The organism is Actinokineospora sp. NPDC051303 (assembly GCF_055586285.1).
In genome coordinates, this window is the sequence record NZ_JBVJIN010000004.1 from 180990 (window position 1) to 206795 (window position 25806).

Here is a 25806-nt window from a genome sequence, read left to right on the forward strand (position 1 = left end):
ATGGCGAGGTCGGCCTGGCAGAACCTCCGCCAAGGGCTGGAGGGGTTCCTGGCCGCCCGCTATCGGGACCGCGACGAGATAGCCCGCGTCCTGCACCACGCGGAGATCCCGGTCGTCGGGCGGACCGACCTGGCGCCCCTGGTGGTGTGGCACCAGATCATCACCGGCCTTGAGCACACCCCCGACAAGCTGGCCGACCTGCTGCTGGCCGCGGGCACCGACTACCCGGCCGACCCGCTGCTGGACTCGGCCCTGGCAGCGGTGGACGACCTGGGCCGCGCCGCGCCGGACGAGCAGGCGCCCGACGCCGCGCCGCCCGGCTCCGGCGGCGACCGGGCCGCGCTGCTGACCTGGCTGGCGAACGAGTGGCCGCGCACCGGGCCGTGCGTGTGCCTGGTCGAGGGCTTCCCCGGGGTCGGCAAGACGCACCTGAGCGACCAGCTGGTGGCCCGCGCCAAGGACCGCAAGTTCATCGACGTGGAGATCCCCGAGGGGCAGACGTCCTTCCACGACCTCATGCTCGCCGTCCGCCAGGCCCTGCTGCGCGGCACCGACCTGTCCGTCCCGCCGGGCGCGGACATCCTGGAGTTCCTGCGCACCGCGCTGCGCGAGCCGATCACGATCAGGATCGACGACTTCCAGTACTGCATGGACGCCCACGGCGACCCGCTGCCCGAGCTGGTCGAGTTCTTCAGCACGCTGAAACCGGCCCGGCACGCCGGGCGCGTCCTGCTGCTGTCGTCCCGCGCGCTCAACGAGGACGTCCCGTGGGACGACAAGATCGAGGTGCGCCCGCTCAAAGCGCTCGACACCGCCGAGGGCGGGCGGCTGCTCACCACGTTCCTGCACAACCTGGGCCGCCAGGACGAGGTGCCGCCCGAGCGCCTGGACGACGTGGTCGAGTGGCTGGGCGGCAACCCGCGCGCGTTCAAGATCTTCACCTCCAGCCTCAAAGCCGCGCCGCTGGACGAGCTCATCGGCGTCGAGCCGCAGGCGTGGGAGCTGCGGCACCGGCGCACCAGCGAGACCCTGCTCAAGCGCCTGGAGCGGGAGCTGGTCAAGCGCACCCTGCTGACGGTGTCCGACGAGGGCCGCGACGCGCTGATGACGCTGTCGGTGCACCGCCGGTCGTTCAAGCGGGAAGCCCTCACCCTCGCCGACCCGCACGGGCGGCACGAGGACGTGCTGCGCGAGCTGGTCGACAACTTCCTGCTGGAGCGGCGGCAGAGCTGGTACTCGCTCAACCCGGTGGCCAAGGAGGTCGGGTTCGCCCAGCTCGGCCACGACCAGCAGCAGACCCGGCGCGCGCACCGGATCGCCGGGAAGTACTACCTGCGCCCGTTCAACGCCAAGTCGCCCAACGCGCCGCGCAACGGCGCCGACTTCATCGAGGCCCGGCACCACCTGGTGCTGTCCAACCAGGTCGAGGTCCTCAACAAGGTCGCCCAGCTCTACGCGCTCGACCTGCAGAAGTACTACAAGCGCGGCTCCCCGATCCCCAGCGACCCCACCGCGCTGACCGAGACGATCGTCCTGCTCACCGCCGCCCTGTCCGGCGGGAGCCCGTCCCCGGACCTGCACTACTACCTGGCCCGGCTGCTGCTGGCCCGCGACGAGGGCACCGACAGCGTCAAGGCCAGCGAGGAACTGGCCGCGGCCACCGCCCTGCCGTTGTGCGTCGCGGACATCTGGCTGCTGCATCTGAAGGTGATCGCGCAGCTGCGCGGCGTCGCGGAGATCGTGGCGACCGTCGAGCAGGCCGCGCTGTCGGTGCCGGACGCCGACATCGTGGCCATCGCCGCGGAGGCAGCGAAGCTGGTCGTGGCCAAGGGCGGCGTCGATGAGGGCGTCGCCCTGCTCCTGCGGGCCATCGAGACCGCGGGCGCGGAGCACGACGCGACGGGCCTGTACCGCGAGGCGGCGCGGTTGCTGTCCGAGCGCGGGGACGCCGAGGAGGCGATCGCGCTGCTGCGGCAGGGGATCGCGGCGGCGGCCGCCGAACACGACGCGACGGGTCTCTACCGCGAGGCGGCGCGGTTGCTGTCCGAGCGCGGAGACGCCGACGAGGCGATCGTCCTGCTGCGACAAGGGATCGCGGCGGCGGGCGCGGACCACGACCGCACGGGCCTGCACCGCGACGCGGCCCGGCTGCTGCGCGACCGAGGCGACGACGATGAGGCCATCGTCGTGCTGCGGCAGGGCGCCGAGGCGGCGAAGAACGACTACGACGCCGCTGCCCTCTACCGCGAGGCGGCGCGGTCGCTGGCCCAGCGCGGCGACCGGGACGAGGCCATCGCCCTGCTGCGGCACGGCATCGCGGCCGTCACCGTCGAGGCGCACGCGGTCGAGCTGCACCGCTCCGCCGCGCGGCTGCTCGCCCAGGACGGCGACGCGGCGCGGGTCGATGACGCGGTCGCCCTGCTGCGGCGCGGCATCGAGATCAGCGTCCAGGACCACCACGCGGTCACCCTGCTGCGCGACCTGGCCCGGCTGCTCGCCCGCCGCGACGGCCCCGACGCCGCGGTCGACCAGTTGCTGCACGGCATCGAGGACGTGACGGAAAGCCACCAGGCCGTCGGCGCCTACTACGACGCCGCCGAGATCCTGATGGAGCACCGGCGGTTCGCCCGCGCCACCGAGGTGCTGACCCACGCGATCGCCCAGCACGCCGACCACCCGACCGTGGCGATGCTGTACTCGGCGCGCGCGGGCGTGCTGTCCAAGCAGGGCGACTTCGCCGCCGCCGTCCGGTTCCTCATCGGCGCCAGCGCCACCCTGGCCCACCAGCACCGGGAGCGGCTGCACACGCACACCATGTTCCTCGCCCACCAGCTGCGGGACCCGGCCGTCTCCGCCGAGGTCGCCGCGATGCTCGCCGACAGCGGCGACGAGCTGAGCCGGGTGCTGTGGGAAACCCTCGCCCTGCAGAACCAGGACCGCTGGGCCGAGTCCGCCCGGATCGCCGGGGACCTGCGGCGCGCCAGCGGCTTCAACGCCACCCTCGCTGGCCAGGAGGTGTTCGGCCTGCTCTGCACCGGCGCCCACCCCGAGGCGATCGAGATCGCCGCCAACTTCACCCACCGCGAAGCCACCGCGGAACTGGCGAACTGGCTCAACGCCACCACCTTCGCCGTCGCCGGACACCCCGCCCTAGCCCACCGCTTCCTCGCCGAATGCCTCCACCGCGACCTGACCCCGGCGGAGAAGGACAACCCCCTCTTATGGGTCGAAATCTGGAAACTCGTGCCGCCCGGCATCCAGCCCCACCCCGCGTTCTACTTCCCCCGCCTCCCCCGAGCCCTCACCGGCCTCGACACCGATCTGTTGATCCCCACACCGCTTCCGGCCGCATAAGGGCCTTCATGGGCCGGGTCATCCAAGCGATGGTTGCCTTGGTTCGTCGGCGTCCCACTCGGCTATTGCCTGCACGACATCTTTCCCCTGGATTTCCGTGAAAGAGCACTCCAAGCCCCAGACGCCCGTTCAGAGCCCAGGAGCGAGCCGTGTTCAACCAAAGCGGCACGGCTAACGGGAGTCGGTGTAGAGCCAGGGGGCGCGGATGACCTCGATGTCCTTGGACAGGCCGTGCACGTGCAGGCCGTCCGAGTCCACGCGCAGGGAGACCCGGCTGCCGCCGAGTGGGACGTCGTCGATGAGGAAGTAGCCCAGCGACGCGGGCACCGCCGGGTCGATCCACACTCGGCGGTCGGGCACGTGCGGTTCCACGCGCAGCAGGGTGCGCAGCAGGTGGACCGGGGCCGCCGACGCCCAGGCCTGGGGCGAACAGGAGGTCGGGTAGGGCACCGGGCGGTAGTACTCGGCGCGGTCGAACCCGCACATGAGTTCCGGCAGCCTGCCGCCGAACTCCTTGGCGGCGTCGAAGATGGCGGCGGCGACCCGCTGGGCGTGCTCCACGAACCCGTAGCGCATCAGCCCGGCCGCGACGATCGCGTTGTCGTGCGGCCACACCGAGCCGTTGTGGTAGCTCATCGGGTTGTACGCGCCCATCTCCGCGGACAGCGTGCGCACGCCCCAGCCGGAGAACATCGCCGGGGACAGCAGGTGGTCGGCGACCGCGGCGGCCTTGTCCGCGTCCACGATGCCCGTCCACAGGCAGTGCCCGATGTTGGAGGTCAGCGCGTCGATCGGGGTCTTGTCCCGGTCCAGGCCGACCGCGAACCAGCCCTTGTCGGGCAGCCAGAACCGCTCGTTGAACGCCTGCTTCAGCTTCGCCGCGCGCTCGCGCCAGTGCGCGGCGCGCTCGGTGTCGCCGACGCCCTCGGCCATGTTCGCCCGCGCCAGGTAGGCGCCGTAGACGTACGCCTGCACCTCGCACAGCGCGATCGGGGCGCCCGCGATGCGTCCGTCGGCGAAGTTCACCCCGTCCCAGGAGTCCTTCCACCCCTGATTGACCAGGCCGCGGTCGGTGGCGCGCTCGTACTCGACGAAGCCGTCGCCGTCGCGGTCGCCGTGCCGCTCGACCCACTCCAGGGCGCGGTCGGCGTGCGGGAGCAGCGCCTCGACGTGGTCGCGGCCGATGCCCCACAGGTGCAGCTCGCCCATGAGCAGCACGAACAGCGGGGTCGCATCCGCGGTGCCGTAGTAGGCGTTGCTGCCGCCGAGGGCGAGCGAGGCGTCCGCGCCGAACCGCATCTCGTGCACGATCCGGCCGGGCTGCTCCTCGCTGTGCCGCTCGGTGCGGGCGCCCTGGTAGCGGGCCAGCGTCCGCAGCGTGCCCAGCGCCAGCGCCGGGTCGACCGACATCGCCATGAGCGAGGCCAGGATGGAGTCGCGGCCGAACAGCGTCATGAACCAGGGCGCACCGGCGGCCACCACCTCCTCGTCGGGCCGCTCCGGGTCCACGATCCGCAGCGCCCCGAGGTCTTGGCGGCTGCGTTGCAGCGTGCGCGCCAGGCCCGCGTTGTCCGCCCACCGGACGACCGGGCCGCTGCGCCGCCACTGCTTGGCCCGCACCATCGGCACGGACTCGGTGACCGGGCGCTCGGTGGGGAACAGCGCGGGCCACTCCACCCCGTCCACGGTCGGGTGCACCAGGATGCTGGTCCGCCACGACTCGCGGGGTCCGACGACCGCCCGGAACAGCAGCCGGTCGGCCCGCGCCTCCGCGCCGCGCGCGCTGATCCGCACGCCCCGGCACTGGTCGCGCAGCCGCCGGCGCATCCGCATCTCGCCCGCCTCGACGTCGATGCTGTACTCGCCCGCCGAGCGGACCCGGCCTTCCTTGACCTCGAACAGGTCGGCGAAGTCGGCGCCGATCTGCACCGCGAGCCAGATCTCGGCCGTGCGCTGCCCCAGGTTGCGCAACTCGATGTCCTCGCGCATCCCGGTGCCGACGTAGCGGTCCCGGTGCACCAGCAGACTGGCCTCGCCGACGTCGTGGTCGAGGTGGGCGCGGCCGAGGAACGTCGCGTGGAACGGGTTGGGCGTCATCGTGGTGATCGGCTCGACCGGCCGGTCGTTGAGCCGGACGTGCCAGGTCGAGATCACCCGGGTGTCGCGGAAGAAGACGCCCTGCGCCGCGTCGGTCGCCATCTCGCCGTCGCCGCCGCAGACGCAGAACGAGGTGCCCTGGACCAGGGTGACCGTGCCGTTGCCCAGTGCGGCGGGTTCCCCGTCGAAGGCCCACCCACTGCTCACGTCAACCACCTGCCGTCCGCGTGTCGTGTCACCCGGTCCCGTCCCAGCATCCCCGCGTTGCCCTAGATCCTCAACACTTCCCCGACGGTGCGCACGCGGGAAATGACGCAGAGTGCTCGCCGGTTCCGCCGCCCGGCACTGTCCACACACGATGGTGGGTCTTACCGCTTCCGGATCGGGGTACCCGAGTCACCATCCAGGAAGGAGTCGGCCCATGGAGAGTCGTCCGCTGCGGATCGCGATGATCGCGCCGCCGTGGTTGGAACTCCCGCCGCGCGCGTACGGCGGGATCGAGAGCGTGTGTGCCGACCTCGTCGACGCCTTGGTCGACCGAGGTCACCAGGTCACCCTGGTCGCCCCCGGCCGGAGCCGGACGAAGGCGACGCTGGTCAACACCTACCGCGAGCCGCAACACGAGCGGTTCTGCCAGGTGGCCCCGGACGTGGTGCACGCCGTCGCGGTGCAGAAGCTGCTGCCCGACCTCGACGTCGACATCGTGCACGACCACACCATGACCGGCCCGCTGCTCGCCGGTAAGAGCCCGGCGCCGACGGTGGTCACGGCGCACGGCCCGGTCACCAACGAACTCCGGGACTACTACACCCACATCGGGGCCGAGGTGAGCCTGGTCGCCATCTCCACGGCGCAGTGCCGCGCGCGGCCGGACTTGCCCTGGGCGGGGATGGTGCACAACGCGGTGCGCCTGGACGCCATCCCGTTCCGCGCGGACAAGGAGGACTACGTGGTCTTCCTCGGCCGCGCCAACCCCGACAAGGGCGCACCCCTGGCCATCGCCGCCGCCCGCGCCGCGGGGGTCCGCATCGTCCTGGCGGGCAAGTGCGGCGAGTCGAACGAGAAGCGCTACTTCGCCAGCGAGGTGGAGCCGCTGCTCGGCCCGGACGCGGAGTGGATCGGCGAAGTCGACCACGAGGCCAAGACCCGCCTGCTGGGCGGCGCCCGCGCCCTGGTGTTCCCGATCTGCTGGGAGGAGCCCTTCGGCATGGTGATGATCGAGGCCATGGCGTGCGGCACCCCGGTGGTGGCGCTGCGCCGCGGCTCGGTCCCCGAGGTCGTCACCCACGGCGAGACCGGCCTGATCTGCGACTCACCCGAGCAGTTGCCCGCCGCCCTGCGCGACGTGGACCGCATCGACCCGGCCCGCTGCCGCCAGGAGGTGGCGGACAGGTTCACCGCGGACACCATGGCCGAGGGCTACCTGAAGGTCTACCGCTCAGTCCTCCGCGACCGCCAACCAGTCCCGGCCCCCCGCCTCGCCCCCGCCACCATCGCGGCGACCTGACCCGACGCGCCGTGACCGTTCCGCTGCGGTCAACTTGATCCTTGGGCGCGATTGCTGGCGTTGGACGGGGGGCCGCGCGCCGCATCAGGCGTCGGGTGGACGCGAAGCAGCCATTGCCCACAGTTTCGCGATGGACGGCATGGGGCTGACGGTAGGGCGAGGGACTGACACATCCGCCCGCGCGAAATCCCTCGTGGCGTAAGCGGGGGAGTGGTCGGACTGTGCCGACAACCTAGTTATCGGCGGCGATGGCGCGGGCCATGATCGTCCGATCGGGTGAGATCGGGGGGTTGTGGATCTTGGCCCTGATGGGGGTCACTCGAAGGCGGGGTCGTTCTTGCCGCGCGTTTGGCTGGGTGGTCATCGTGGGCGGACTGAATCCCTCGAACCTGGAGTCCGCTTATGGCGACGCCTCTTCGGCTTGTGTCGCGCCGAATCCGTAGCACCCTGCCCGACATGCCGACGGTGGGGGCGACGTACGTGGTGCTGTCCGACCTGTTCGACGGCGGCGGCGATGCGGCGGGGCGGGGGTTCGCGACGTGCTCGGTCGTCGATGTGACGGCGGCGGGGCCGGTGGTCGCGGCGGCGGTGGTGTTGCGGCTGGCGGAGGGGGAGATCCACTACCAGCGGGTGTTCGACCGGTTCGGCGCGTATCCGCGGTCGGGGGGCGGGGCGATCTTGGGCGGCACGGGCGCCTACCGGGACGTGCTCGGCGAGGTGGAGTCGACGTGGCCGGACGCGGGTCAGGTGGACGTGGTGGTGCACCCGGTGGCCGGGGCGAGGGGGTGACGGGGCGGCACGGCTGGGTTCGGGTTGTGGCCGCCCTGACGGGGATGGCTTACCTGGTCCAAGGGGTGTGGGCGGTGGTCCACCCGCGGTCCTTCGCCGATCTGGTCGCCACCTTCCCGCCGTACAACGCGCACTACCTGCACGACAACGGCGCGTTCGCCGCGGGTGTGGGGGTGTGCGTGCTCACCGCGCTGGTGTGGTCCGACGCGCTGGGGGCGGCGCTGGCGGGCGCGGCGGCGGCGTCCGTCCTGCACCTGGTCAACCACATCGCCGACGCCCACCTCGGCGGGTCGCCGTCCGACCTGGTCGGCCTGGGCGCCGCCGCGGCGCTGACCACGGCGGCGCTCACGCGGCGTGCGCGCGGGCGCGCCGCAGCGCCAGTTCGAACACCCGCTCCCGCATCTCGGACCCGCGCTGACTGATCAGGAAGTGGCCCCCGCCGGGCAGGTAGACGAGGTCGAACCCGGCGGTGGTGTGCTCGCCCCACGCCGCGAGCTGGGCCGGGGTGACCAGCGGGTCCTGGGTGCCGCCGAAGGCGTGCAGCGGGATCGGGAGCGGGACGATCTCCCGGTGCCGGTTGCTGGCGCAGACCCGCAGGTCGTCTTTGACCACCGCCAGCAGCGGACCCAGCCAGTCCGGGCGGCGCAGCAGCTCCGGGCGCAGCCCGTCGATGTCGCACAGGTGGGTGGCCAAGTCCACATCGGACACTTCGTCCACGGCGATCCGCACCGGGTCCAGATGCGGGGCGACATAGGAGGCCACCGCCAGCGCCTCGGGCACCCGCAGGCCGAGTTCGAGCCTGCGGTGCGCCACCCGGTAGGCGACCAGCGCGCCCATGCTGTGCCCGAAGAACACGTGCGGGCCAGCCAGAACCGGCTCAAGCTCCGGCAGCAGCGCCTCGACCAGCGCGTCCAGCTCGGTGTGCCGCGGCTCGCCCATCCGGCTCTCCCGGCCGGGCAGCTGCACGGCGTGCACGGCGAGGTCCGGCCCGGCGTGCTTGCGCCACTCGCGGAACACCGAGGCCGTCCCGCCCGCGTGGTGGAAGCAGACCAGGGTCACCGGGGCGGGCCCGGTCGAGCCGGGAGCGGCGGGAATCGTCGCGGTCGGGACGGCCAGGCTGGGGGTCGACGCGGTTGAGCCCGGCCCGGTCGGGTTCGGCGCGGTCCGGGTGGCCGGGATCGGCACGCTGGAGATCGACGCGCTGGAGATCGACGCGCTGGAGATCGGCATGCTGGAGATCGGCGTCGTGGGGGTCGGCACGGTCAGGGTCAGCGTCGTGGGGTTCGGCCCGGTCGGGGTCTGTGCGGCGGGGGCCGGAGTGGAGGTGGCTGGGGTGTGCGAAGTCTGGGTGGGTGCGGTGGAGCTTGTTCTGGTCGGGGTGGGCGAGGCCGGGGCGGTGGAGTTCGGCGCGGTGGACACGGTCATCGGGCCTTTCGGGCGGGTGACAGGGCACGGCGGGCGGCGCGCAGGCGGAGCGCGGCGCCGAGGACGGCGGTCGGGACGCCCTTGCCGGGGCGGTGGGCCAGCAGCGACCGGATGATCCACAGCTTGGTGTCGGTCAAGTGGCCGGGGGAGCCGTGCACGTCGTCGAACTCGACTCGGGAGAAGCGGGGGAGGGCTGCGGCGAGCAGCGCGCTGTCGGCGGCGGGAACGATCTCGTCGCGACGGCTCATCACGTAGCCGACCGGGATGGCGACGCGGGCCAGTTCCTCGTCGGTGAGGGCGAAGCCCGCGAGGGCGTCGGGCAGCGCGGCGCGGGGCAGGCCGGTGACGTGGGCGAGGGTCCGCTTCGTGGTCTCCGGAACCGTTTCCCACCATGCGGAGTCGGTGAAGAACTCGCGGACCGGGGCGCCGACGGTGAGCACGGTGCGCACCCGGGGGTCGCGCGCGGCCCAGTGCAGGGCCATCGTGCCGCCGAAGCTGAACGCCACGGTGTGGACGCCCTCGTACGGGGTCAGCTCGGCCACCGCGTCGGCGAGGTCGGCGAGCATCAGGTGGCTGTCGGGCTGGTAGCGCAGCGGGTTCTCGCCGACGCCAGGCATCTCGGCGACCACGACGGCCATGCCGAGTTTCCTGGCCGCCACCAGGAACTGCGCCCACTGCTCCTTGATACTGACGATCCCGCCCATGATGAGCAGCAAGGGTTTGCGCGCGGTGGTGTCCAGGCCGCTCGCCCACACCGGCACGGTTTCGCCGAGCACGCGCAGGGTCCGCCGTTCGATGCCCGGCTTCCCCGCGCGCCACCGGTCGAACGCGGCGACGCACTTCGCCGCCGCGGCGCGCTGTCCTTCGGTGTCGGGGTAAGGGAAGCGCGCCAGGTTGTAGCGGCGGCACGCGCCGAGCGGGTCGCCGTCGGCGAGCGCGACGTCGCCCGCCGCGGTCCACGCCGCCGACCAAGAGCCGGGGTCGTCGTCGCCGAGCCTGCCCCCGGTGGCGATGATCGCCCCCGCCTGCGCGGGCGTCATGCCTTGGGCGCGGGCGTGCAGCAGCACGAGGTCGGCCACCTCGTCCGCATAGGACAGTTTCGTCGCTGTCACCATGTCATCTCCCTTCCACCGCTGTCGTGATCCGATACCGGCCCGCCACGATCGCGCTGCGCAGCCGCCAGCCCGCGGGCGGTTCGGCAGCCCGGATCGTCCGGAAGTCCAACGCCAGCCCCTCGCCGCTGGCCTTGGCCAGCGCCTCCTTCGCCGTCCACAGCCACACCATGTCCTCAGTGGACAGCTCGGTCTCGCTCGGATGGCACGCCCGCGCGACGAACGCCGCCGTGCGCAGCGGCCGGTCGCGGACCTCGACGTCCACGCCGACGCGCCCGGCCCGCGACAGCGCGGTCACCAGCACGTCCCCGGTGTGCGCCAGACTGACGTCCACTGTGGACTCGCCGACCAGCAGGGGTCGCCCGCGCGGGTCTTTGGCCAGCCGCGCGGGACGCCCCAACGCCGCCTCCGCCACCGCTTTCGCCATCGACCGGGACGCGATCAGCCTGCGCCGGAACGCGGCCGTCGTGGACCGCAGGTAGCGGGCGTGCTCGTCGCCGAGCAGGTCGCGGGCGTCAGCGGGCGGATGGCTCCACGGTGTCACGGTCGCCCACACGGTGATCGTCGCCGTCTCGGTCAACCGTGGGAACTCCGACGAGAGCAGGCCCGGTGTCACGGGGCCGAACGGATCGGGGCACATCGGCGGCCTCCAAGACCTTCTTCAGCTCGCCCATGACCTCGGCGGCCAGGGCGCCGTCGATCATCCGGTGGTCGAAGGTGACCGACAGCGGCAGCAGCGGCCGTAGCGCCACCGCACCATTCACGGCCACCGGGGTCGGCGTGATCCGGCCCAACCCCACGGTGAGAGTTGTGCCGCCATAGGAGAAGAACCGGCGCACGGGCTGGTGCCCGAGCGAGGTCAGCGCGACCGTGCCCATCCGCAGCCGCCGCCCGCGCAGCCCGGTGGCGAGCCGAAACGCGAGCCTGCCCACCGGAACCGGCAGCTTCTGCAGCTTGCGCACCCCGTCGAGCTCGTGAATCCGCTCGATCGGGGTGTCGCGGAGCCGGTCCACGGCGTTCTGCAGGTGGTCGATCGTGCAGCCGTCCACATCGGGCAGAACGACCGAGAGCACCGCCCGGGTCCCGTCGACTTCCTTGTCCAGGGTCAGCTTCACGTCCACGCTCGCGTGCGTCGCCGCGCGAGGGCGCAGCGACCCGGCGAACGCGGCGTTGGCCTGCGGGTAGCGCGGCAGGACCTGGCCGAGCGCGTGCATGACGTAGGCCACGACCGAGTACCGGCGGCCGACTGCCCGGTGCGCGAGCAGCGCGGTCGCGTCGACCTCGGTGTCGAGGTAGACCGGGCTGGCCGCCGCGGCGAAGCGCAGGAAGTGCAGCGTCTGCCTGCGCCCCGGCGGAATCGGCGCGATGGTCGGCCCGCTCACGTGGCCACCTCACAAGTTCGGTGGCCGCGCAAGCCCACGCACTGTGTTGATGGTTCGCTCGCAAGCTCGCTCACGACGCCGCCACGGCTCGGTGCAGGTCGCCCAGGGACTTGGTGCTCAGCAACTCGGCGACGCGCAGGGTGATGCCGCGCTCGGCCTCCAACGCGGAGAGCACCTTGAGCAGGTGCACGGAGTCCCAGCCGGGCAGGTCGTCAAACCCGGTCGCGAGGTCGGCCACGCTCAGCGGCAGGCCGCTCTCGGCCCCGACCAGGTCGATGAACTCGGTTTCGGTCATCTTCGGTGCTCCTAGCGGGAATTGTCGGACACGCGCAGGTCGACGTGCGGCACGGCGGGCGGCAGGGTCAGCAGGTCGTGGGTGAAGTGACCGGCGTCCGCTATGGACGGTTGGAACCCGTTCTTCGGGTAGAACTCCGCCACCGCGCCGTTCTTGGCGGTTGGCCGGTACTCGGCGGTCACCGCCTGTGCCCCGGACTCGCTGGCGCGGGCGAGCAGCGCGTGCACCACCGCGTCCTCGACGCCGCGGGCGAGCACCCGGCAGGACAGCAGGAAGTTGTCGATGTGGCAGGTGTCCCCGGCCCGGGTGAGGAAGACCGCGCCGACGACGCCGTGCTCGCCGAAGCGGTCGGCGCAGCGCACCCCGAACACCTCGCGGCCCGGGTCGGCGAGCGCGGCGGTGACCGCGGCGACGTCGAGCCGGATGGTGGTGAGGTTGAACTGGTTGGTGCGCTGGGTGATCTGCGAGATCCGGCCGATTTCGGCTTCACTCGGCCGAAACAGCTCGACGGTGGTGCCGAGCTGGGCCAGGTACTCGGCCAGCGACTCGGTGCGCTCGCGGAACTCCAGCCGCTTGCGCTCGGTGCGGTAGCGCTCGCCGCGCACCCGGTCCTCGTCGGTGACCCGCTGGGTGGTGAACCAGCCGTCGGCGAGCAGGGCGTGCAGGTGCAGGGCGGGCTCGTCCGCGTCGACCGCGATCACCGGCACCTCGGGCACGTTCGCCCGGACCAGGCCGCGTTCGCTCGCCGAGTCGTCGATGAAGACCAGGCTGTCCACGCCGATGTTGAGCTGCTCGGCGATCTGGCGCAGGTTGTCCGGCTTCGCGCCCCAGTTGGCCACCAGCGCCACCAGGTCGTCCTCGCGCAGCGTCAGGTCGGGGTTGTCGCGCAGCGCCGCGCGCACCCGGTCCTCGTCGTTCTTGCTGCACACCGCGAGCAGCGGCCCTTGGGAGGCAAGCTGTTTCGCGGCCTTCTGCACGGCGGTGAACGCCTCGCCGACCGGGCCTTCGCCGGTGACGATGCCGGTCGGCCCGTCCTCGGCCAGCACCCCGCCCCAGGTCGTGCCGTCGAGGTCGAGCACGAGGCACTTGCTGGTGCGCCCGCGCAGCGCGCGCGCCACGTGCCCGATCTCGCGGGCAAGCGCGGCGAGCACGCCGTCAGAGAACTGCACCTTGGTGTAGGCGGCCATGCGCGGGTCCAGCAGCGGCCCGGCGACGCCGACCAGCGGTTCGAGGTCGAGCACGAACACCCCGGCGTGCTCGACAGCCAGCCGCAGCAGCCGGGCCTCGAACTCGCGCCAGGCGATGCCCAGCATCGCCCGCGAGCGCAGGTCCACGATCTGCGCCGCCCAGTGCCGGGGCAGCGGCACGGTGGTGAGCACCAGCGCCCCGGCGTGGTCGCGCCGGTAGGCCGCGGCCAGCGCCTCGATCGACTCGGCGTGCGCGGCCAACGCGGCGGTGACGTCTTCGACGGTCCACGGCGTGGCGAGCGCGTCGAACACCTCGTCCGCGTCGAGCACGCACACGGTGAGGTCCGGTTCGGTGCCGAACAACGGGTTCGCCGGGTCGCGCAGCTCCATCGCGTGCTGCCGGTAGCCGCCGAGCCGCACGTCCGGCACGAACCCGTGCCGGGCGAGCTGCGCGGTCAGCGGGGCCTGGATCGGTTGCAGCGCCGAGCTTCCGGTGACCGCGACGGTGAACCGGGCCAGCGCCGGGTCGATCTCCGCTATGTCCACTCTGGACAGAACCGCGCCCGCGCGGCGCAGCCCGGTGTCATCGAGCCCGGCGAGCAGGGCGGGCACTTCCCGGTACCGCGCGGCCAGCTCGCCTGCGGTGTGCAGGTCCCGTAGGACGGTGTGGCTCATCTTCCCTCCAGGGTGAAGCCGCCCTTGAGCCACTTGCTTGACTCGATGGCGACCGCGACCGCCCGGTGGCCGGGGCCCAGTCGCGGCGCCAGGGCGTCGAGTTGCAGGAACGGCAGCGCGTTGCCGTTGTTGCCGGTCTCGGCGACGCAGCTCACCTCGGTGGCGCCGTCGACCGCCAACTCCTTGACGATGCGCTGGGTCATCCGGCCGGAAAGCTGCGGCGGCAACAGGAACGACACCGAGCTCTTGTCCCAGCCCGCCCGGTCGAGCAGCTCGTGCAGCACCTCGACGGCCATCCCGGGCACCCGCTCCTCGATCGCCTTGTAGTCCTCGGCGACCGACTGCGCCCCCTCGGGCTGGCCCGTCTCGCCCCACCAGTGGATGACCTGCGCGGGGTCGCGGCCCAGGCCGGTGAAGCGGTTGAGCACGCTGGTGAGCCGCATCGGGGCGCCTTCGTCGTCCGCGGAGAGCACCGCAGCGCCCGCGCCGTCGCCGAACAGCACGTAGTTGATCAGCTCGCCGGGCGGGGTGGCGCTGGTGTCCCGGTCGAGCACCAGGTGCTTGGCGCAGACGTCGCCGCCGATGACCAGGCCGGTGCGGTGGTCGTCGTCCAGCAGCCGGGCGCCGACGTCGAGGGCCTGCACCGCGCCCGCGCAGCCGGACTGCAACTGGTAAGTCGCCACCTGGTCGATGCCGAGCCGGTCGGCGACCAGGTTCACCGTGGCGGGCATCAGCATGTCCGGGGTGGCCGTGCCGAGCACCAGGAAGTCGATGTCGGCCGCCTCGACGCCCGCCCGGCTCATCGCCTGCGCCGCGGCGGCCGAGGCCAGGTCGGCCAGGGTGTGGGTCTGCTCCCCGGTTTCCAGGTCGACGGCGAAGTGCCGGGTCCGGGTGCCGACGAACAGCTCCACCCACTGCGCGTTCGTGCCGAACCGCCGCGCCATGGCGTCGTTGTCGACCGGGTCGCCCGGCAGCGCCGCCCCGGTCGCCAGGATGAATGTGTCGGTATTCTCGCTATTCACCGCTTGCCTTCCTGCGAGACCTCGGCCGCGAACGCCAGCAGCTCGCCGACGGTCGTGACCCGGGGGAGGAGTTCTTCGACCGGGATCGGCTCGGGCAGCCGCAGCACGTCGGTCAGCCGGTCGCCGAGCTGCATCACCATGATCGAGTCGAAGCCCAGGTCCTCGTGCAGCTTCGCCTCTGGCACCAAGTCGGACACCGCGTAGTCGCCGATCTCGGCGACCGCGGCCAGCACCGCGTCGACCGGCCCGTCCGCTCGCGGCGCCGGGCGCTGGGACCGGGGGGACACCTGGTCTTCGGTGACCGTCTTCTCGGTGACCACCGACGCGGTGTTCCCCCGCACGGTCGCCGCGCTGGCCCAGAACCGCTCGGTGTCGGCGAAGACGTAGCCGGGCAGCCTGCGCGGGACGCGCTGGCCGTCGCGGTAGAGGCGGTCCCAGTCCAGGTCCATGCCGTCGGTGTAGAGCGTGGCCAGCGTCGCGGCGAACTCCGCGCCGGTCGCGCCCGCGCCCGGGATCGGCGCCAGCCGCTTGGCCCCGCCGGTCAGCCCGGCGCGGGCGGCCAGGCCGACCAGCACCCCACGCGGCCCGATCTCGACCAGGTGCGTCGGCTCCCGCCGGGCCAGCGCGCCCATCGCGTCGGCGAAGCGCACCGGCGCGGTGATCTGCTCGACCCAGTACGCCGGTTCCAGCTCGTCACCCGCCACGAACCGACCGTGCACAGTGGACGCGAACGCCGCCGTGGCGGGCCGGGGAGCCGAGATGCCGCTGAAGGCGCGGTCACCGAAATCCCGGGCAGCCTGGGCCATGAGTGGGGAGTGGAAGGCATGGGAGACCACGAGTTCGGTCACCTTGCGGCCGGAATCGGCGAGGGTGGCCGCGATCCGGCGGGCGCCGTCCGCGTCGCCGGAGAGCACGACGCTGTCGGGTCCGTTGACGGCCGCGACCGACACCAGCGGCTCGGCCGCCACCAGGTCGGCGACCTCGTCCTCGCCCGCCTGCACGGCGATCATGGCCCCGCCCGGCGGCAGCGCCTGCATCAGCGCGCCCCGGGTGGCGATCATGGCCGCCGCCTCCGCCAGGGTCAGCACCCCGGTCGCGCAGGCCGCGGCGAACTCGCCGACGCTGTGCCCGAGCACCGCGTCCGGGCGCACGCCCAGGTCGGCCAGCGCCGCGGCGAGCGCGTACTGGAGCGCGAACAGGGCGGGCTGGGTCAGCGCGGTGGCGTCCACGCCGAGGCCGTCGTGTTCCTTGCCGTCCAGGGCGATCGCGCTGATCGAGCAGCCCAGGTGCGGGCGCAGCGCGGCGTCCGCCTCGGCCAGCCGGTCGCGGAACGGCGGGCACGCCGCGCGCAGCGCCGCGCCCATCCCGGCGAACTGGGAGCCCTGCCCGGTGAACAGGAACGCGACCTTCGGCTTGCCCGCCGCCCGGCCGTCCCGCTGATCGGCATCCCGCAGCAGCCCGCGCAACTCGGTCCGGGCCTGCGCCACCGAGACCGCGGCCAGCGCGACCCGCTGCCGCAGCCCCGACTTCACCCGGTTCGTGCTGTGGCACAGCTGCCCCAGCCGCTCGTCGGGCTGCCCCTCCACGGCCTCGGCGAGCGCCGCGATGTTGCGCCGCAGCGCGGCGGCGGTGTTCGCCGAGACGGTGAGGACCCCGACGCCGCCGGGCTCGGCAGGCCGCCGCACCGCGGGCGCGCTGGCGAGCACGACGTGCGCGTTGGTGCCGCCGAGCCCGAAGCTGCTGACCGCCCCGCGCACCGTCCCCTTGGGCAGCCGGACCGGGCCGCGCGCCAGCCGCAGCCCCTGCTCGGCGAGCTTGAGCCGGGGGCTCTCGGTCTCGCTGTGCAGGGTCGGCGGGAGCACCCGGCGGTCCAGCGCCAGGCACGCCTTGATCAGCCCGGCGATCCCGGCCGCGCCCTCGGCGTGCCCGATGTTGCCCTTCACCGACCCCAGCAGGCACGGTTGCGCGCGCGACCCGCCGTGCACCGCGCCCAGCGCCTTGACCTCGATCATGTCCCCGAGCGTGGTGCCGGTGCCGTGGCCCTCCACGAAAGCGATGTCCCGCGGCTGCACCCCGGCCCGCGCGTAGGCCGCGGTGAGCACGTTCTCCTGCGACCACCGGCTCGGCGCGGTGATGCCGTTGCTGCGCCCGTCCTGGTTGACCGCGCTGCCCTCGATGACCGCGTACACCGGCTGCCGGTCGGCCAGCGCGTCCGACAGCCGCCGCAGCACCACCACGCCGACGCCCTCGCCGCGGCCGATGCCGTCGGCCGACCCGCTGAACGGCTTGCACCGGCCGTCCGGCGCGGACAGCCCCGCCTGGGTGTAGAAGATCGACAGCGCCGGGGTGAGCATCAGGTTGACCCCGGCGACGATCGCCTGGTCGCAGTCGCCCATCCGGATCGCGTTCGCCGCCAGGTGGGTGGCCACCAGCGACGACGAGCAGGCCGTGTCGACCGCGGTGCTGGGGCCGCGCAGGTCGAGGTGGTAGGAGATCCGGTTGGCCGCCATGCAGTAGCCGTTGCCCGACCCGCGGTGCGCGGTCAGGCCCGGGTAGTCCGACAGGTGCAGCGTCGCCCACTCGCTCGACATCATCCCGACGAACACGCCCGTCGCGCTGCCCGCCAGCGAGCCGGGGGCGACCCCGGAGTCCTCGACCGCGCGCCAGGCGGCCTGCAACAGCATCCGCTGCTGCGGGTCCATCGCGGCGGCCTCGCGGGGCGAGATGCCGAAGAACTCGAAGTCGAACGCGTCCGGGTCGGACATGAAGGCCCCGAACCGGGTGTTGACCCGCCCGGTGCCGCCCGCCGCGTCGTGGAAGGCGGCGAGGTCCCAGCGCGGCGCGGGCACCTCGGACACGCCGTGCTCGCCGCGGACCAGCATGTCCCAGAACGCGTCCTTGTCCCCCGCTCCGGGGAACCGGCAGTCGATCCCGACCACCGCGATGTGCTCCGACCCGGTCGTCATCAGGTCGCCGCCGGACGCTCGATCTCGGCGCGCAGGTACGCGGCCATCGCGTTGACCGTCGGGTAGTCCCAGGCCAGGGTCGGCTCGACCACCAGGTTCAGGGTGTCCTCGATGTCGCCGCACAGGCTCAGCGCGTAGACCGAGTCCAGGCCGTACTCGGCCAGCGGCAGGTCCCGGTCGATCGCGTCCGCGGTGGTGTCGAGGTACGCCGCGACCCGGTCCGCGAGCCACTCGGCCAGGTCGGCGGGGATGGCTGCTGCGGTGGCGGCCGTTGCGGCGTCGGTGGAAGTCCCGGGAGTGGGCATGAGAGGCGTCCTTCTGCGTTCGAGGGCTGATATCGGTTACGGGGCAAGGGATCGGTGGACGGGGTCGCGGTCGAGGCAGAAGCCGACACCAGTGGCGGCGCGGTCCACGAGGTCGGCGAAGAGGGCTTCCTCGGCGTCGGGGCGGAACACGGGCAGCGCGGCGGACGGGCGCAGCCGCTCGGCGAGCCGGTCGAGCGCGAGGTCCGCCCAGCCCTCCGGAGCCGTGCCGTGCCTGGCCTGCCCGACGACCGCGGCGGCGGCCAGCAGCAGCGCGTACCGCTCGGTCAGCGCCAACGCCGCCGGGCTTGCCGCGACGCCCGTGTCGCGTGGGGACACCGCGGCCGCGGCGTCGGCCAGCGCGGCGAGTTCGGCGGCGATGGCGGGCGGCGTGCCGTCCGCGCGCAGCACGGCCAGCAGCGGGTCGCCCGCGGGGGTGAACAGGCGCAGCCTGGTCAGGTCGAGTTCGGGCAGCGGGGCGGCGGTGTCGAACACCGCGGCGGGCGCGGCGTCGCCGGTCCCGCGCAGCAGCCGGGGCAGCTGCGGCAGGATCGTGAGCTGGCAGGACACCCCGCCCGCGTGGCCGATGCCCAGCGGCGGCAGGTCGCGCATGTGCTTGCCGAACCCCGCGTACTCGCCCTCGCGCAGGTAGAAGCGGGCGCCGAGGACCACCGACAGGGCGTTCATGGCGTCTTCGAGCAGCAGCGGGACCAGGTATTTCGCCGCGGCCGCGTACGCGCTCGCGCTGGCGGGCAGCACGTGCAGCGCCCGGGTCACCGCGGTCACCATGGCATCCGCGGTGAGCAGGTCGGCGTACGCGCCCGCCAGCGTCGAGCGGGCGTGCGGCAGCTCGGCGACGGTCCGGCCGTAGAGCCTGCGGTCCAGGGCGAACCGCAGCACCCCGAACAGACCGGCGTCCAGGATGCCCAGCCCGGCGCCCGCCATCACCGCGCGGCTGACCTGAAACGAGCGCAGCGCCAGATCCGAGCCAGCGCCGACCTCGCCGACGAGCGCGCTGTCGGAGACCGCGCAGCCGTCGAACTCGAACCCGGCGAGGGCGCAGCCGCGCAACCCCAGGGTGCGGAAGCGGGGCAGGCGGCGGAAGCGGTCCCGGTCGAGCTGGGCAAGGTCCACCAGCAGCAGCGAGTGGTCCCGGCCGCCGCCGCGCGTGTCGGTGCGGGCGAACAGCACTGCGGCCCCCGCGCGGCCCGCGTTGTTGATGACTTCCTTGCGGCCGGTGAGCACCAGCGAGTCGCCTGCGCGGTTCGCGGAGAACTCGTTGCTCGTCAAGTCGTTGCCGCGCCCCAGCTCGTGGTAGCCCACGGACACTTTCCTGTTGCCCAGCAGCGCGTCGGCGAGCCACTTGCGCTGCACGTCCGAGCCGCCCAGCCAGACGTTGAGCCCGGCCATGAACGAGGTGACCCCGTAGCCCAGTCCCAGCGCGGCGTCCCGCCGGAAAACCGGGCGCAGCCTGCGAACCAGAGCGTCCACTTCGGTCAGCCGCCCGCCCAGCCGCTCGGGCACGAACTCGGCGTTGAGTCCGACCTCGTCCAGCACGGCCTCCGCGCCCTCGGGCAGCTCGGCCCGCTCGTCGGCGGCGACGATCGCGGCGTGGCCGAACGGGTTCGCCTCGTCGTACGGGTCGCCGAACCGCGCTTCCAGGTCGTCGATGCCGGGTGTGGTCCCGCCGTGTGTGGTCTTGCCGTGCGTGGTCACAGTCCAGCCTCCGCGAGTCGGACGTCGAACAGCGAGGGCAGCAGGCCCGCGCCCACCTGCTCGCGCAGCACCTCGAACGCGGTCTCGTACATGCTCTCCGGGGCCGGGGCGGACACCCCGGCCGCGGCGAGCAGCCGGTCCAGCGCCAGCGTCGGCCACACCCCGTCCCGCCACAGCGCCGCGCCCGGCCCGGTGGCGGCGGCGTCGCGGTTGCGCAGCCACAGCTGCACCACCTCGGCGGCGCCGAGACAGGCGGCCAGCCTGCCCGCGAGGACGAACGACGACGTCGGAACCGCCACCGGAACCGAAGGCTGGACGCGGATCGCGGCGTACAGCTCGTCCAAAGTGGACAAAAGCAGTCGCGCGGCGGCGGCCAGCGGAGCCAGTTGGTCGTCGTGCGCGGCCAGCTCCTCGATCTCGGCGACCGCGGCGGGCAGGCCCAGCAGGAAACTGGACCCCCGACGCGGCAACAGGGACAACCGCTGGTGCCGCGCCGGGGCGAGGGGGAGGGCCACGGTCGCGGCGGCGCGGACGCCCTCGGCGTCCGGCTCCACCGCCTTGTCGGCCGTGCGCACCAGAATGGGGAACAGGTTGACCAGGGAATTGAGGTTCACCAACGTGTTGCCGTCGAACAGCGACACGATCCGGTGATCGCGCTCGACCTTGCCGAACGCCCCGTGCTCGTGCACGTCGCGCAGCAGCGACCGCGCGCCGACGAGCCTGCGCAGCCGCGCGATCATCGCCTCGGTCCGGGTCGGCACCAGGTACTTCGCGGCCGCGGCCATGACCGACATCTCGCCGGTGAGCGTCTGGATCGAGCGGGCGGAGACCACCGAGACCGCCTCGGCGAGCAGGTGGTCGGCGAACGCGGTGGCCAGCACGCGCCGCGCGGCGGGCAGGTCGGCGAGCCCGCGCCCGTAGAGCTCCCGGCCCAGCGCGAAGCGGGTCGCCACCCCCAGGGCGTGGTCGCTCGCGCCCAGCGACAGCGCGCAGCACAGCGTCCGGGTGAGCTGGAGTCCTTTGAGGACACTCTCCAGTCCCGCGCCCGGCCCGCCGATCAGGTCGTCGGGGGTGAGCATGGCGCCGTCGAACGCGACACCGCTGATGTCCGCGCCCCGGATGCCGTGCGTGCGCTGCTTGGGCACATGCCGGTAGGACTCGGCCGCCAGCGCGGACTTCTCCACGAAGAACACGCCGAACCCGCGCGGGCCGCCCTCGGCCGAGGTGCGGGCGAGCACGCACAGCGCCCCGCCCCGGGTGGCGTTGTTGATCAGCCACTTCTCGCCGTCGAGCCGGTAGCCCCCGGCCTCGGGCGTCGCGGTCACCTCGCCCGCCAGCAGGTCGCTGCCGTGCGCCTGCTCGGTCAGCGCCCAGCTCACCGGGACGCCCGCGCCGACCAGCGCGCCGACCCGCTCGGCCTGCGCCCGGGTCCCGCCAACCCACACGCTGACCGCGCCCAGATAAGTCTTGCCGTGCGCGACGGCGACGGTCACGTCCCGCCGAGCCACCATCCGCATCGTCTGTAGGCAGTCCTGGTAGTCGGCGAGCCCGCCGCCGAACTCGACCGGGACGTAGTGCCGCGCCAGGCCGAACTCGTCCAGCGCGCGGCAGACCTCGGCCGGGAACTCGTCGGCGTCGTCCAGGTCCGCGCAGTTGGCGTAGGAGAACACCGCGGCCGGGTCGCCGGGGTCGCCCAGCGCCCGCTCCAGGCGCTCGGCGTCGGCGAAGGCGGAATATCTCATCGCGCGGCCCCGGACGGCTCGGCCACCAGCTCCGGCGGCGGGACCAGCTCGCCCGCGAGGAACTTCGAGCGCATCTCCCCGCGCCGGATCTTGCCGCTGGTCGTGCGCGCCACACCGCCGCGCGGCAGCAGCACCAGCTCGGCGATGTGCACGTCGAACTCCGCGCGCACCTCGGCGCGCACGCTCGCCAGCAGGTCGGTCACCGGGGTGCCGTTGAGCGCGGACGCCTTGATCTCGTGCACCAGCACCAGCCGCTCGGGCCGCTCACCGACCACAAAGGACGCCCCGACACCCGCTTGCAGCGCCGGGTGCGCCTGGCGGGCGGTGTGCTCGATGTCGTGCGGGTAGAGGTTGCGGCCGTTGACGATCAGCATGTCCTTGAGCCGCCCGGTGACATACAGCTCGCCGTCGACCAGCGCGCCGATGTCGCCGGTGCGCAGGTACCCTGGCTCGCCGTCGGCGACCGCGTTGAACGTCGTCTCGGTCAGCTCCGGCTGCTTCCAGTAGCCCGCCGCGACACTGTCGCCGCGCACCCAGATCTCACCGGTCCGCCCATCGGGCAGCACCGTGTGGGTGTCCGGGTCGACGATGCGGATCTCGAACCCGAGCGTCGAGCCGCTGCCGACCAGGACGCGCCCGCCCGGCTCGGCCGTCGCGACGATCTCGTTGCGCTCCAACGCCCTCGGATCGGCCACAATGGACCGGCGGCCGTCGCGGCTGCCGGTGACGAACAGCGTCGTCTCGGCCAGGCCGTAGCAGGGGAACACCGCCTCGCGCCGCAGCCCGGCCGCGGCGAAGCGCTCGGTGAACGCCTCGACGGTGTGCGCCTGGATCGGCTCGGAGCCGTTGAGGACCCAGCGGACCGAGGACAGGTCGAGCGTGGCGAGCTGCTCATCGCTGATCCGCCGCACCGCGAGGTCGAAGGCGAAGTTCGGCGCGACGCTGATCGCCGCGCGGTGCTCGGCCACCGCCCACAGCCACAGGTACGGGCGCTTGAGGAAGGTCATCGGCGACATGAACACCGACGTCCCGCCCAGGTACAGCGGGTGCAGCAGCTGCCCGATCAGGCCCATGTCATGGAACTGCGGCAGCCAGCTGCACACTGTGGTGTCCGGGCCGGTGCCCAGCGCCAGCCGGATCTCCTCCTCGTTGTGCAGCAGGTTCGCGTGCGTGACCACGACTCCCTTGGGGTCGCTGGTCGAGCCGGAGGTGTACTGGAGGAAGGCGATGGTCGCGCCGTCCAGCGCGGGCTGGGCCCAGGCGTCGGCCAGGTCCTCGGGCAGCGCGTCCACGGCGGCGACCGCCGCCCCCAGTTCCGACCGCTCGGCCCACGCGGTGACCGCCTCGATCGCGGTGGCGTGGGTGAGCACGGCCCGCACGTCGGCGTCCCGGGCGATCCCGGCGACCCGGCTCATGCCGCGGCCGTTGCTGTCGGGCATCGGCGCGGGCACCGCGACGACCCCGGCGTAGAGGCACCCCAGGAACCCGACCATGAACTCGGGCCCGGGCAGGAACAGCAGCAGCGCCCGGTCGCCGCGCTCGGTCCGCTCGCCCAGCCACGCCGCGACCCGGCGGGCCCGGCGGTCGAGCTCGGCGTACCCGATCGCGCGCTCGGAGACGCCGGTGCCGGAGTCTGCCAGAAACACCAGCGCGGCCTTGTCGCCCTGCTCGGTGACCCGCTCACGGAAATGGCTGACGAAATCGCCGCTGTTGCTCACGAAAAACCCCTCACGGCCGTGTTTCCAGTCCGGAACACCACTGTCCACGGGTGGTCTTAAGGTCGCGGCGCACCGGGCCTAAAGCCCGGCTATCGCGGGTCTTACTCCCCTCCGAACAGGGGTTTTACCCCTACGGCGCTGCCTCTAGCGTGTCGGGGGAAGGCACGGAGACACACTCGTAGCGAAACGGAGTCGGCGATGACCCCGGTCGGTGAGCCTGGCGCGGAGTTCGGCGGCGGCCTGCGCACCGCCAAGGGCTCGCTGCGGGTGCTGCACGACATGTATTCGGCCCGGATCGCGTATTTCGACGCCGCCATCCGGTCGCGTTTCCTGGACCGGCCGTGCTCGGCGGCGAAGGTCCTCGACATCGGCTGCGGCGGGCGGGTCGGTGCCGCGCTGGCCCAGGTCGGCTACGACGTCACCAGCGTCGACCTGACCGCGGGCGCCGGGCGCTCTGTCGAGTCCATTATGGACAGAAGGCCGGGTTCGGCGTACGACCTGCCCTTCGCCGACCGCGCCGCCGATGTGGTGGTGGTCTCCGACGTGCTCGCGCACCTGCGCGACGTGCCAGCGGGAATCGCCCAGATCACCCGGGTGCTGCGCCCCGGCGGGCTGCTGCTGTTCGACGCGATCAACCGGACCGTCCGCAGCTACCTGGTCACGATCCTGCTCGCCGAACGGGTGCTGCGCGTCCGGCGGCCCGGCACGCACGACTGGCGGATGTTCATCCGCCCCGGCGAGTTGCGCGCCGCGCTGGCCGAGCACGGCATCGTCCTCGCCGAGATCAGGGGCCTGATGCCCGCGCGCCCGCCGCACCGGCTGATCGGGTCGGTCCTGCGCGGCCGCGGCCTCGCCGAGTTCGAGTTGAACAACTCCGTCGGCGTGGGCTACGTCGGCCACGGCGTCAAGGAACCCGCCCGCTTCAGCGCCGTCCGCTAGTCCCTGCCAGCGAACCGCCCGGCGCCGCGGTCGTGCGGCCCGCTCGCGAGCCGCACGACCATCGACCACTGAGGACTCCCGCCGCTCAGCGGCCCGAGTTCTCCCGCTTCTGCAACCGGAAGTAGGCGTCGCTGAGCACCCGGCGCTGGAGGAAGGGGCTGGCGTTCATGGCGCGGTAGAGGCTGGTGCGCAGGAACACGCCCGCCTTGCTGCCGAAGGTGAACATGCGCTCCTGCCGCAGTTGCAGCGCGCGCGACCGGCGCACCTCCGGCTCACGCTGCCGCTGGAACTCTGCGGTCGCCTCGGTCGTCGCTGCGCGGTGGTCGAGTCGGCGCACCGCCCTGGCGAGCATCGGCGCCAGCGTCACCGCGTCGATCAGCGCGTGGTTGACGCCCTGGCCGAGCACCGGGGACAGCGTGTGCGCCGCGTCGCCGATGACCACCAGGCCGGGGCAGGACCAGCGCGGCACGATCGTGGTGAAGATGTCGAGCATCGAGGTGTCGGAGTAGCTGGTGACCTTCGCCCGCACCAGCTCGGACAGCTCCGGCGCCAGTTCGTCGATCTTGGCGTGCAGGGCGCCGATCCCCTGCGCGCGCAGCTCCTTGAGGCCGCCCTTGGGGATGTTGAAGCCTACCCGCACCATGTCCGGGTAGGTCGGGATGAACAGCCCGTGCCGGTCGCCGGAGATCCGCACCCGGTAGGTCTCCGGGTCCCACGACGGCGGCAGCGGCGCCTTGAACCACACCACGTCCCGGTCCAGCGGGATGCGCGTGTTCGCCAAGCCGGACATCTCCAGCACCTTGCTGTAGCGGCCATCGGCGCCCACGGTGACCTTCGCGGCGATCTCCGCCTCGCCATCCGGGCCCTTGATCAGCACCCCGGTCACCGCCCCGTCCGCGCGGAGCAGGCCGACCATCGAGGTCTTGCGCAGCAGGGTGAAGTTGTCGAACCCGCTCGCCGCCGCGTCGAGCACGCCCAGCAGCGTGGGCTGCGGCAGCTCCAGCGGGTAGCGGTGCGGGTAGCGGTAGTCGCGGAACTCGCTGCGCAGCACCGTGCGGCCCGCCTCGGTGATCTCCATCCGCTCGGTGATCAGCGCGCCCTCGGCCTTGATCTTCTCCAGCACGCCGAGCCGGTCGAGCACGAACACCGCGTCCGGGGAGACCGACTCGCCCCGGAAGGACCGGTTGAAGTGCCCGCTCTGCTCCACCACGACGACCTCGACGCCCTGGCGCGCCAGCTCCAGCCCGAGGGCCAGTCCCGCGGGCCCGCCCCCGACGACGCAGACATCGACTGCCATTGGACCCATCGGTTCGTCTCCTCCAGCCGCCGGATTCTCCCAGCCAGCTTCCCCGGGCCCGCTATGCCGCCTGCGGGAGCCGCGCTGAAGCGGCGCTTAACCGGCCTGGTTCCACCCGGCGGGCGCTGAGGTGGCGCACGGCACAGCGGCTTCCGGCCGCGCGGTGTCCGCTCGGTCGGCGAACCCGTTACCTCACGGGTCATCGACTCGCCATTTATGAATATCCCGCGCGTCGTGTTCGCTGCCAATGCGCGGCTACGATGCGTCGATGTTGTTAGCGA

19 protein-coding genes and 1 pseudogene are annotated in these 25806 nt (G+C 72.9%); 5 read left to right on the forward strand and 15 right to left on the reverse strand.

Features of this window, described 5'->3' with window-relative positions; genetic code table 11:
• Entirely contained in the window at positions 1-3354 is a 3354-nt protein-coding gene (locus tag ACZ6SD_RS05155) for an effector-associated domain EAD1-containing protein (RefSeq protein WP_465315626.1), read from the forward strand.
• A gap of 171 nt (positions 3355-3525) precedes the next feature.
• Here the strand turns inward: ACZ6SD_RS05155 and ACZ6SD_RS05160 are convergent, their stop codons facing one another.
• A complete protein-coding gene (locus ACZ6SD_RS05160; RefSeq protein ID WP_465315627.1) occupies positions 3526-5658 on the reverse strand; it encodes an amylo-alpha-1,6-glucosidase in 2133 nt (710 codons plus the stop codon).
• Positions 5659-5872: 214 nt separating this feature from the next.
• Here ACZ6SD_RS05160 and ACZ6SD_RS05165 point away from each other — a divergent pair, with 214 nt between their 5' ends.
• From ACZ6SD_RS05165 to ACZ6SD_RS05175, 3 genes are all read left to right on the forward strand, one after another.
• Positions 5873-6958, forward strand: coding sequence for a glycosyltransferase family 4 protein (locus ACZ6SD_RS05165; RefSeq protein WP_465315628.1), 1086 nt, complete (start codon positions 5873-5875; stop codon positions 6956-6958).
• A gap of 456 nt (positions 6959-7414) precedes the next feature.
• The gene (locus ACZ6SD_RS05170; RefSeq protein WP_465315629.1) at positions 7415-7747 is read left to right on the forward strand and encodes a hypothetical protein; all 333 of its coding nucleotides are present in this window, start codon (positions 7415-7417) and stop codon (positions 7745-7747) included.
• A 26-nt stretch (positions 7748-7773) separates the two neighbouring features.
• Positions 7774-8169 (forward strand): hypothetical protein, encoded by a 396-nt coding sequence (locus tag ACZ6SD_RS05175; RefSeq protein ID WP_465315630.1) that lies wholly within the window; start codon positions 7774-7776, stop codon positions 8167-8169.
• Here the strand turns inward: ACZ6SD_RS05175 and ACZ6SD_RS05180 are convergent.
• From ACZ6SD_RS05180 to ACZ6SD_RS05240, 13 genes and pseudogenes are all read right to left on the reverse strand, one after another.
• Positions 8093-8977 carry a thioesterase II family protein gene (locus tag ACZ6SD_RS05180; protein WP_465315699.1) on the reverse strand — a complete coding sequence of 295 codons (885 nt, stop codon included), beginning with the start codon at positions 8975-8977 and terminating at the stop codon, positions 8093-8095. The genes ACZ6SD_RS05175 and ACZ6SD_RS05180 overlap by 77 nt on opposite strands.
• A pseudogene (locus ACZ6SD_RS05185) lies at positions 8958-9200 on the reverse strand (hypothetical protein); the annotation flags it as partial. The pseudogene ACZ6SD_RS05185 and the gene ACZ6SD_RS05180, both read right to left, overlap by 20 nt.
• Positions 9169-10287 carry an alpha/beta fold hydrolase gene (locus ACZ6SD_RS05190; RefSeq protein WP_465315631.1) on the reverse strand — a complete coding sequence of 373 codons (1119 nt, stop codon included), beginning with the start codon at positions 10285-10287 and terminating at the stop codon, positions 9169-9171. The gene ACZ6SD_RS05190 and the pseudogene ACZ6SD_RS05185, both read right to left, overlap by 32 nt.
• Position 10288: 1 nt before the next feature.
• Positions 10289-10828, reverse strand: coding sequence for a 4'-phosphopantetheinyl transferase family protein (locus ACZ6SD_RS05195; protein WP_465315632.1), 540 nt, complete (start codon positions 10826-10828; stop codon positions 10289-10291).
• Entirely contained in the window at positions 10800-11666 is an 867-nt protein-coding gene (locus ACZ6SD_RS05200; protein ID WP_465315633.1) for a 2-oxo acid dehydrogenase subunit E2, read from the reverse strand. The genes ACZ6SD_RS05195 and ACZ6SD_RS05200 overlap by 29 nt, the downstream gene beginning before the upstream one ends.
• Positions 11667-11736: 70 nt before the next feature.
• Complete coding sequence (locus tag ACZ6SD_RS05205; RefSeq protein ID WP_465315634.1) at positions 11737-11961, reverse strand: acyl carrier protein; 225 nt, start codon at positions 11959-11961, stop codon at positions 11737-11739.
• 11 nt (positions 11962-11972) lie between these two features.
• Complete coding sequence (locus ACZ6SD_RS05210; protein ID WP_465315635.1) at positions 11973-13823, reverse strand: HAD-IIIC family phosphatase; 1851 nt, start codon at positions 13821-13823, stop codon at positions 11973-11975.
• Positions 13820-14845, reverse strand: a complete 1026-nt coding sequence (locus ACZ6SD_RS05215) for a 3-oxoacyl-ACP synthase III family protein (RefSeq protein WP_465315636.1) — start codon at positions 14843-14845, stop codon at positions 13820-13822. Before ACZ6SD_RS05215 ends, ACZ6SD_RS05210 begins: the two co-directional genes overlap by 4 nt.
• Positions 14842-17811: a type I polyketide synthase gene (locus tag ACZ6SD_RS05220; RefSeq protein WP_465315637.1), complete on the reverse strand. Its 2970-nt coding sequence runs from the start codon at positions 17809-17811 to the stop codon at positions 14842-14844. Before ACZ6SD_RS05220 ends, ACZ6SD_RS05215 begins: the two co-directional genes overlap by 4 nt.
• Complete coding sequence (locus tag ACZ6SD_RS05225; protein WP_465315638.1) at positions 17811-18116, reverse strand: acyl carrier protein; 306 nt, start codon at positions 18114-18116, stop codon at positions 17811-17813. Before ACZ6SD_RS05225 ends, ACZ6SD_RS05220 begins: the two co-directional genes overlap by 1 nt.
• 36 nt (positions 18117-18152) lie before the next feature.
• Positions 18153-19829, reverse strand: a complete 1677-nt coding sequence (locus ACZ6SD_RS05230; RefSeq protein ID WP_465315639.1) for an acyl-CoA dehydrogenase — start codon at positions 19827-19829, stop codon at positions 18153-18155.
• The gene (locus ACZ6SD_RS05235; protein ID WP_465315640.1) at positions 19826-21571 is read right to left on the reverse strand and encodes an acyl-CoA dehydrogenase family protein; all 1746 of its coding nucleotides are present in this window, start codon (positions 21569-21571) and stop codon (positions 19826-19828) included. Before ACZ6SD_RS05235 ends, ACZ6SD_RS05230 begins: the two co-directional genes overlap by 4 nt.
• Positions 21568-23289: a fatty acyl-AMP ligase gene (locus ACZ6SD_RS05240; protein WP_465315641.1), complete on the reverse strand. Its 1722-nt coding sequence runs from the start codon at positions 23287-23289 to the stop codon at positions 21568-21570. Before ACZ6SD_RS05240 ends, ACZ6SD_RS05235 begins: the two co-directional genes overlap by 4 nt.
• Before the next feature lie 198 nt (positions 23290-23487).
• Between ACZ6SD_RS05240 and ubiG the strand changes: the two genes are divergently transcribed.
• Positions 23488-24228, forward strand: coding sequence for a bifunctional 2-polyprenyl-6-hydroxyphenol methylase/3-demethylubiquinol 3-O-methyltransferase UbiG (ubiG, locus tag ACZ6SD_RS05245; protein WP_465315642.1), 741 nt, complete (start codon positions 23488-23490; stop codon positions 24226-24228).
• 85 nt (positions 24229-24313) lie between these two features.
• Here ubiG and ACZ6SD_RS05250 read toward each other — a convergent pair whose 3' ends face one another.
• Positions 24314-25534 carry an FAD-dependent oxidoreductase gene (locus ACZ6SD_RS05250; RefSeq protein ID WP_465315643.1) on the reverse strand — a complete coding sequence of 407 codons (1221 nt, stop codon included), beginning with the start codon at positions 25532-25534 and terminating at the stop codon, positions 24314-24316.
• Positions 25535-25806 lie beyond the last annotated feature (272 nt).

What these genes read in the sequence shown, in the direction of transcription:
- ACZ6SD_RS05155 (WP_465315626.1), top strand. Translation starts at nt 1, where the DNA reads ATGGCGAGGTCGGCCTGGCAGAACCTCCGCCAAGGGCTGGAGGGGTTC.
- ACZ6SD_RS05165 (WP_465315628.1), top strand. Translation starts at nt 5,873, where the DNA reads ATGGAGAGTCGTCCGCTGCGGATCGCGATGATCGCGCCGCCGTGGTTG.
- ACZ6SD_RS05170 (WP_465315629.1), top strand. Translation starts at nt 7,415, where the DNA reads ATGCCGACGGTGGGGGCGACGTACGTGGTGCTGTCCGACCTGTTCGAC.
- ACZ6SD_RS05180 (WP_465315699.1), bottom strand. Translation starts at nt 8,977, where the DNA reads ATGCCGATCTCCAGCGCGTCGATCTCCAGCGCGTCGATCTCCAGCGTG.
- ACZ6SD_RS05190 (WP_465315631.1), bottom strand. Translation starts at nt 10,287, where the DNA reads ATGGTGACAGCGACGAAACTGTCCTATGCGGACGAGGTGGCCGACCTC.
- ACZ6SD_RS05205 (WP_465315634.1), bottom strand. Translation starts at nt 11,961, where the DNA reads ATGACCGAAACCGAGTTCATCGACCTGGTCGGGGCCGAGAGCGGCCTG.
- ACZ6SD_RS05210 (WP_465315635.1), bottom strand. Translation starts at nt 13,823, where the DNA reads ATGAGCCACACCGTCCTACGGGACCTGCACACCGCAGGCGAGCTGGCC.
- ACZ6SD_RS05220 (WP_465315637.1), bottom strand. Translation starts at nt 17,811, where the DNA reads ATGACGACCGGGTCGGAGCACATCGCGGTGGTCGGGATCGACTGCCGG.
- ACZ6SD_RS05225 (WP_465315638.1), bottom strand. Translation starts at nt 18,116, where the DNA reads ATGCCCACTCCCGGGACTTCCACCGACGCCGCAACGGCCGCCACCGCA.
- ACZ6SD_RS05235 (WP_465315640.1), bottom strand. Translation starts at nt 21,571, where the DNA reads ATGAGATATTCCGCCTTCGCCGACGCCGAGCGCCTGGAGCGGGCGCTG.
- ubiG (WP_465315642.1), top strand. Translation starts at nt 23,488, where the DNA reads ATGACCCCGGTCGGTGAGCCTGGCGCGGAGTTCGGCGGCGGCCTGCGC.
- ACZ6SD_RS05250 (WP_465315643.1), bottom strand. Translation starts at nt 25,534, where the DNA reads ATGGGTCCAATGGCAGTCGATGTCTGCGTCGTCGGGGGCGGGCCCGCG.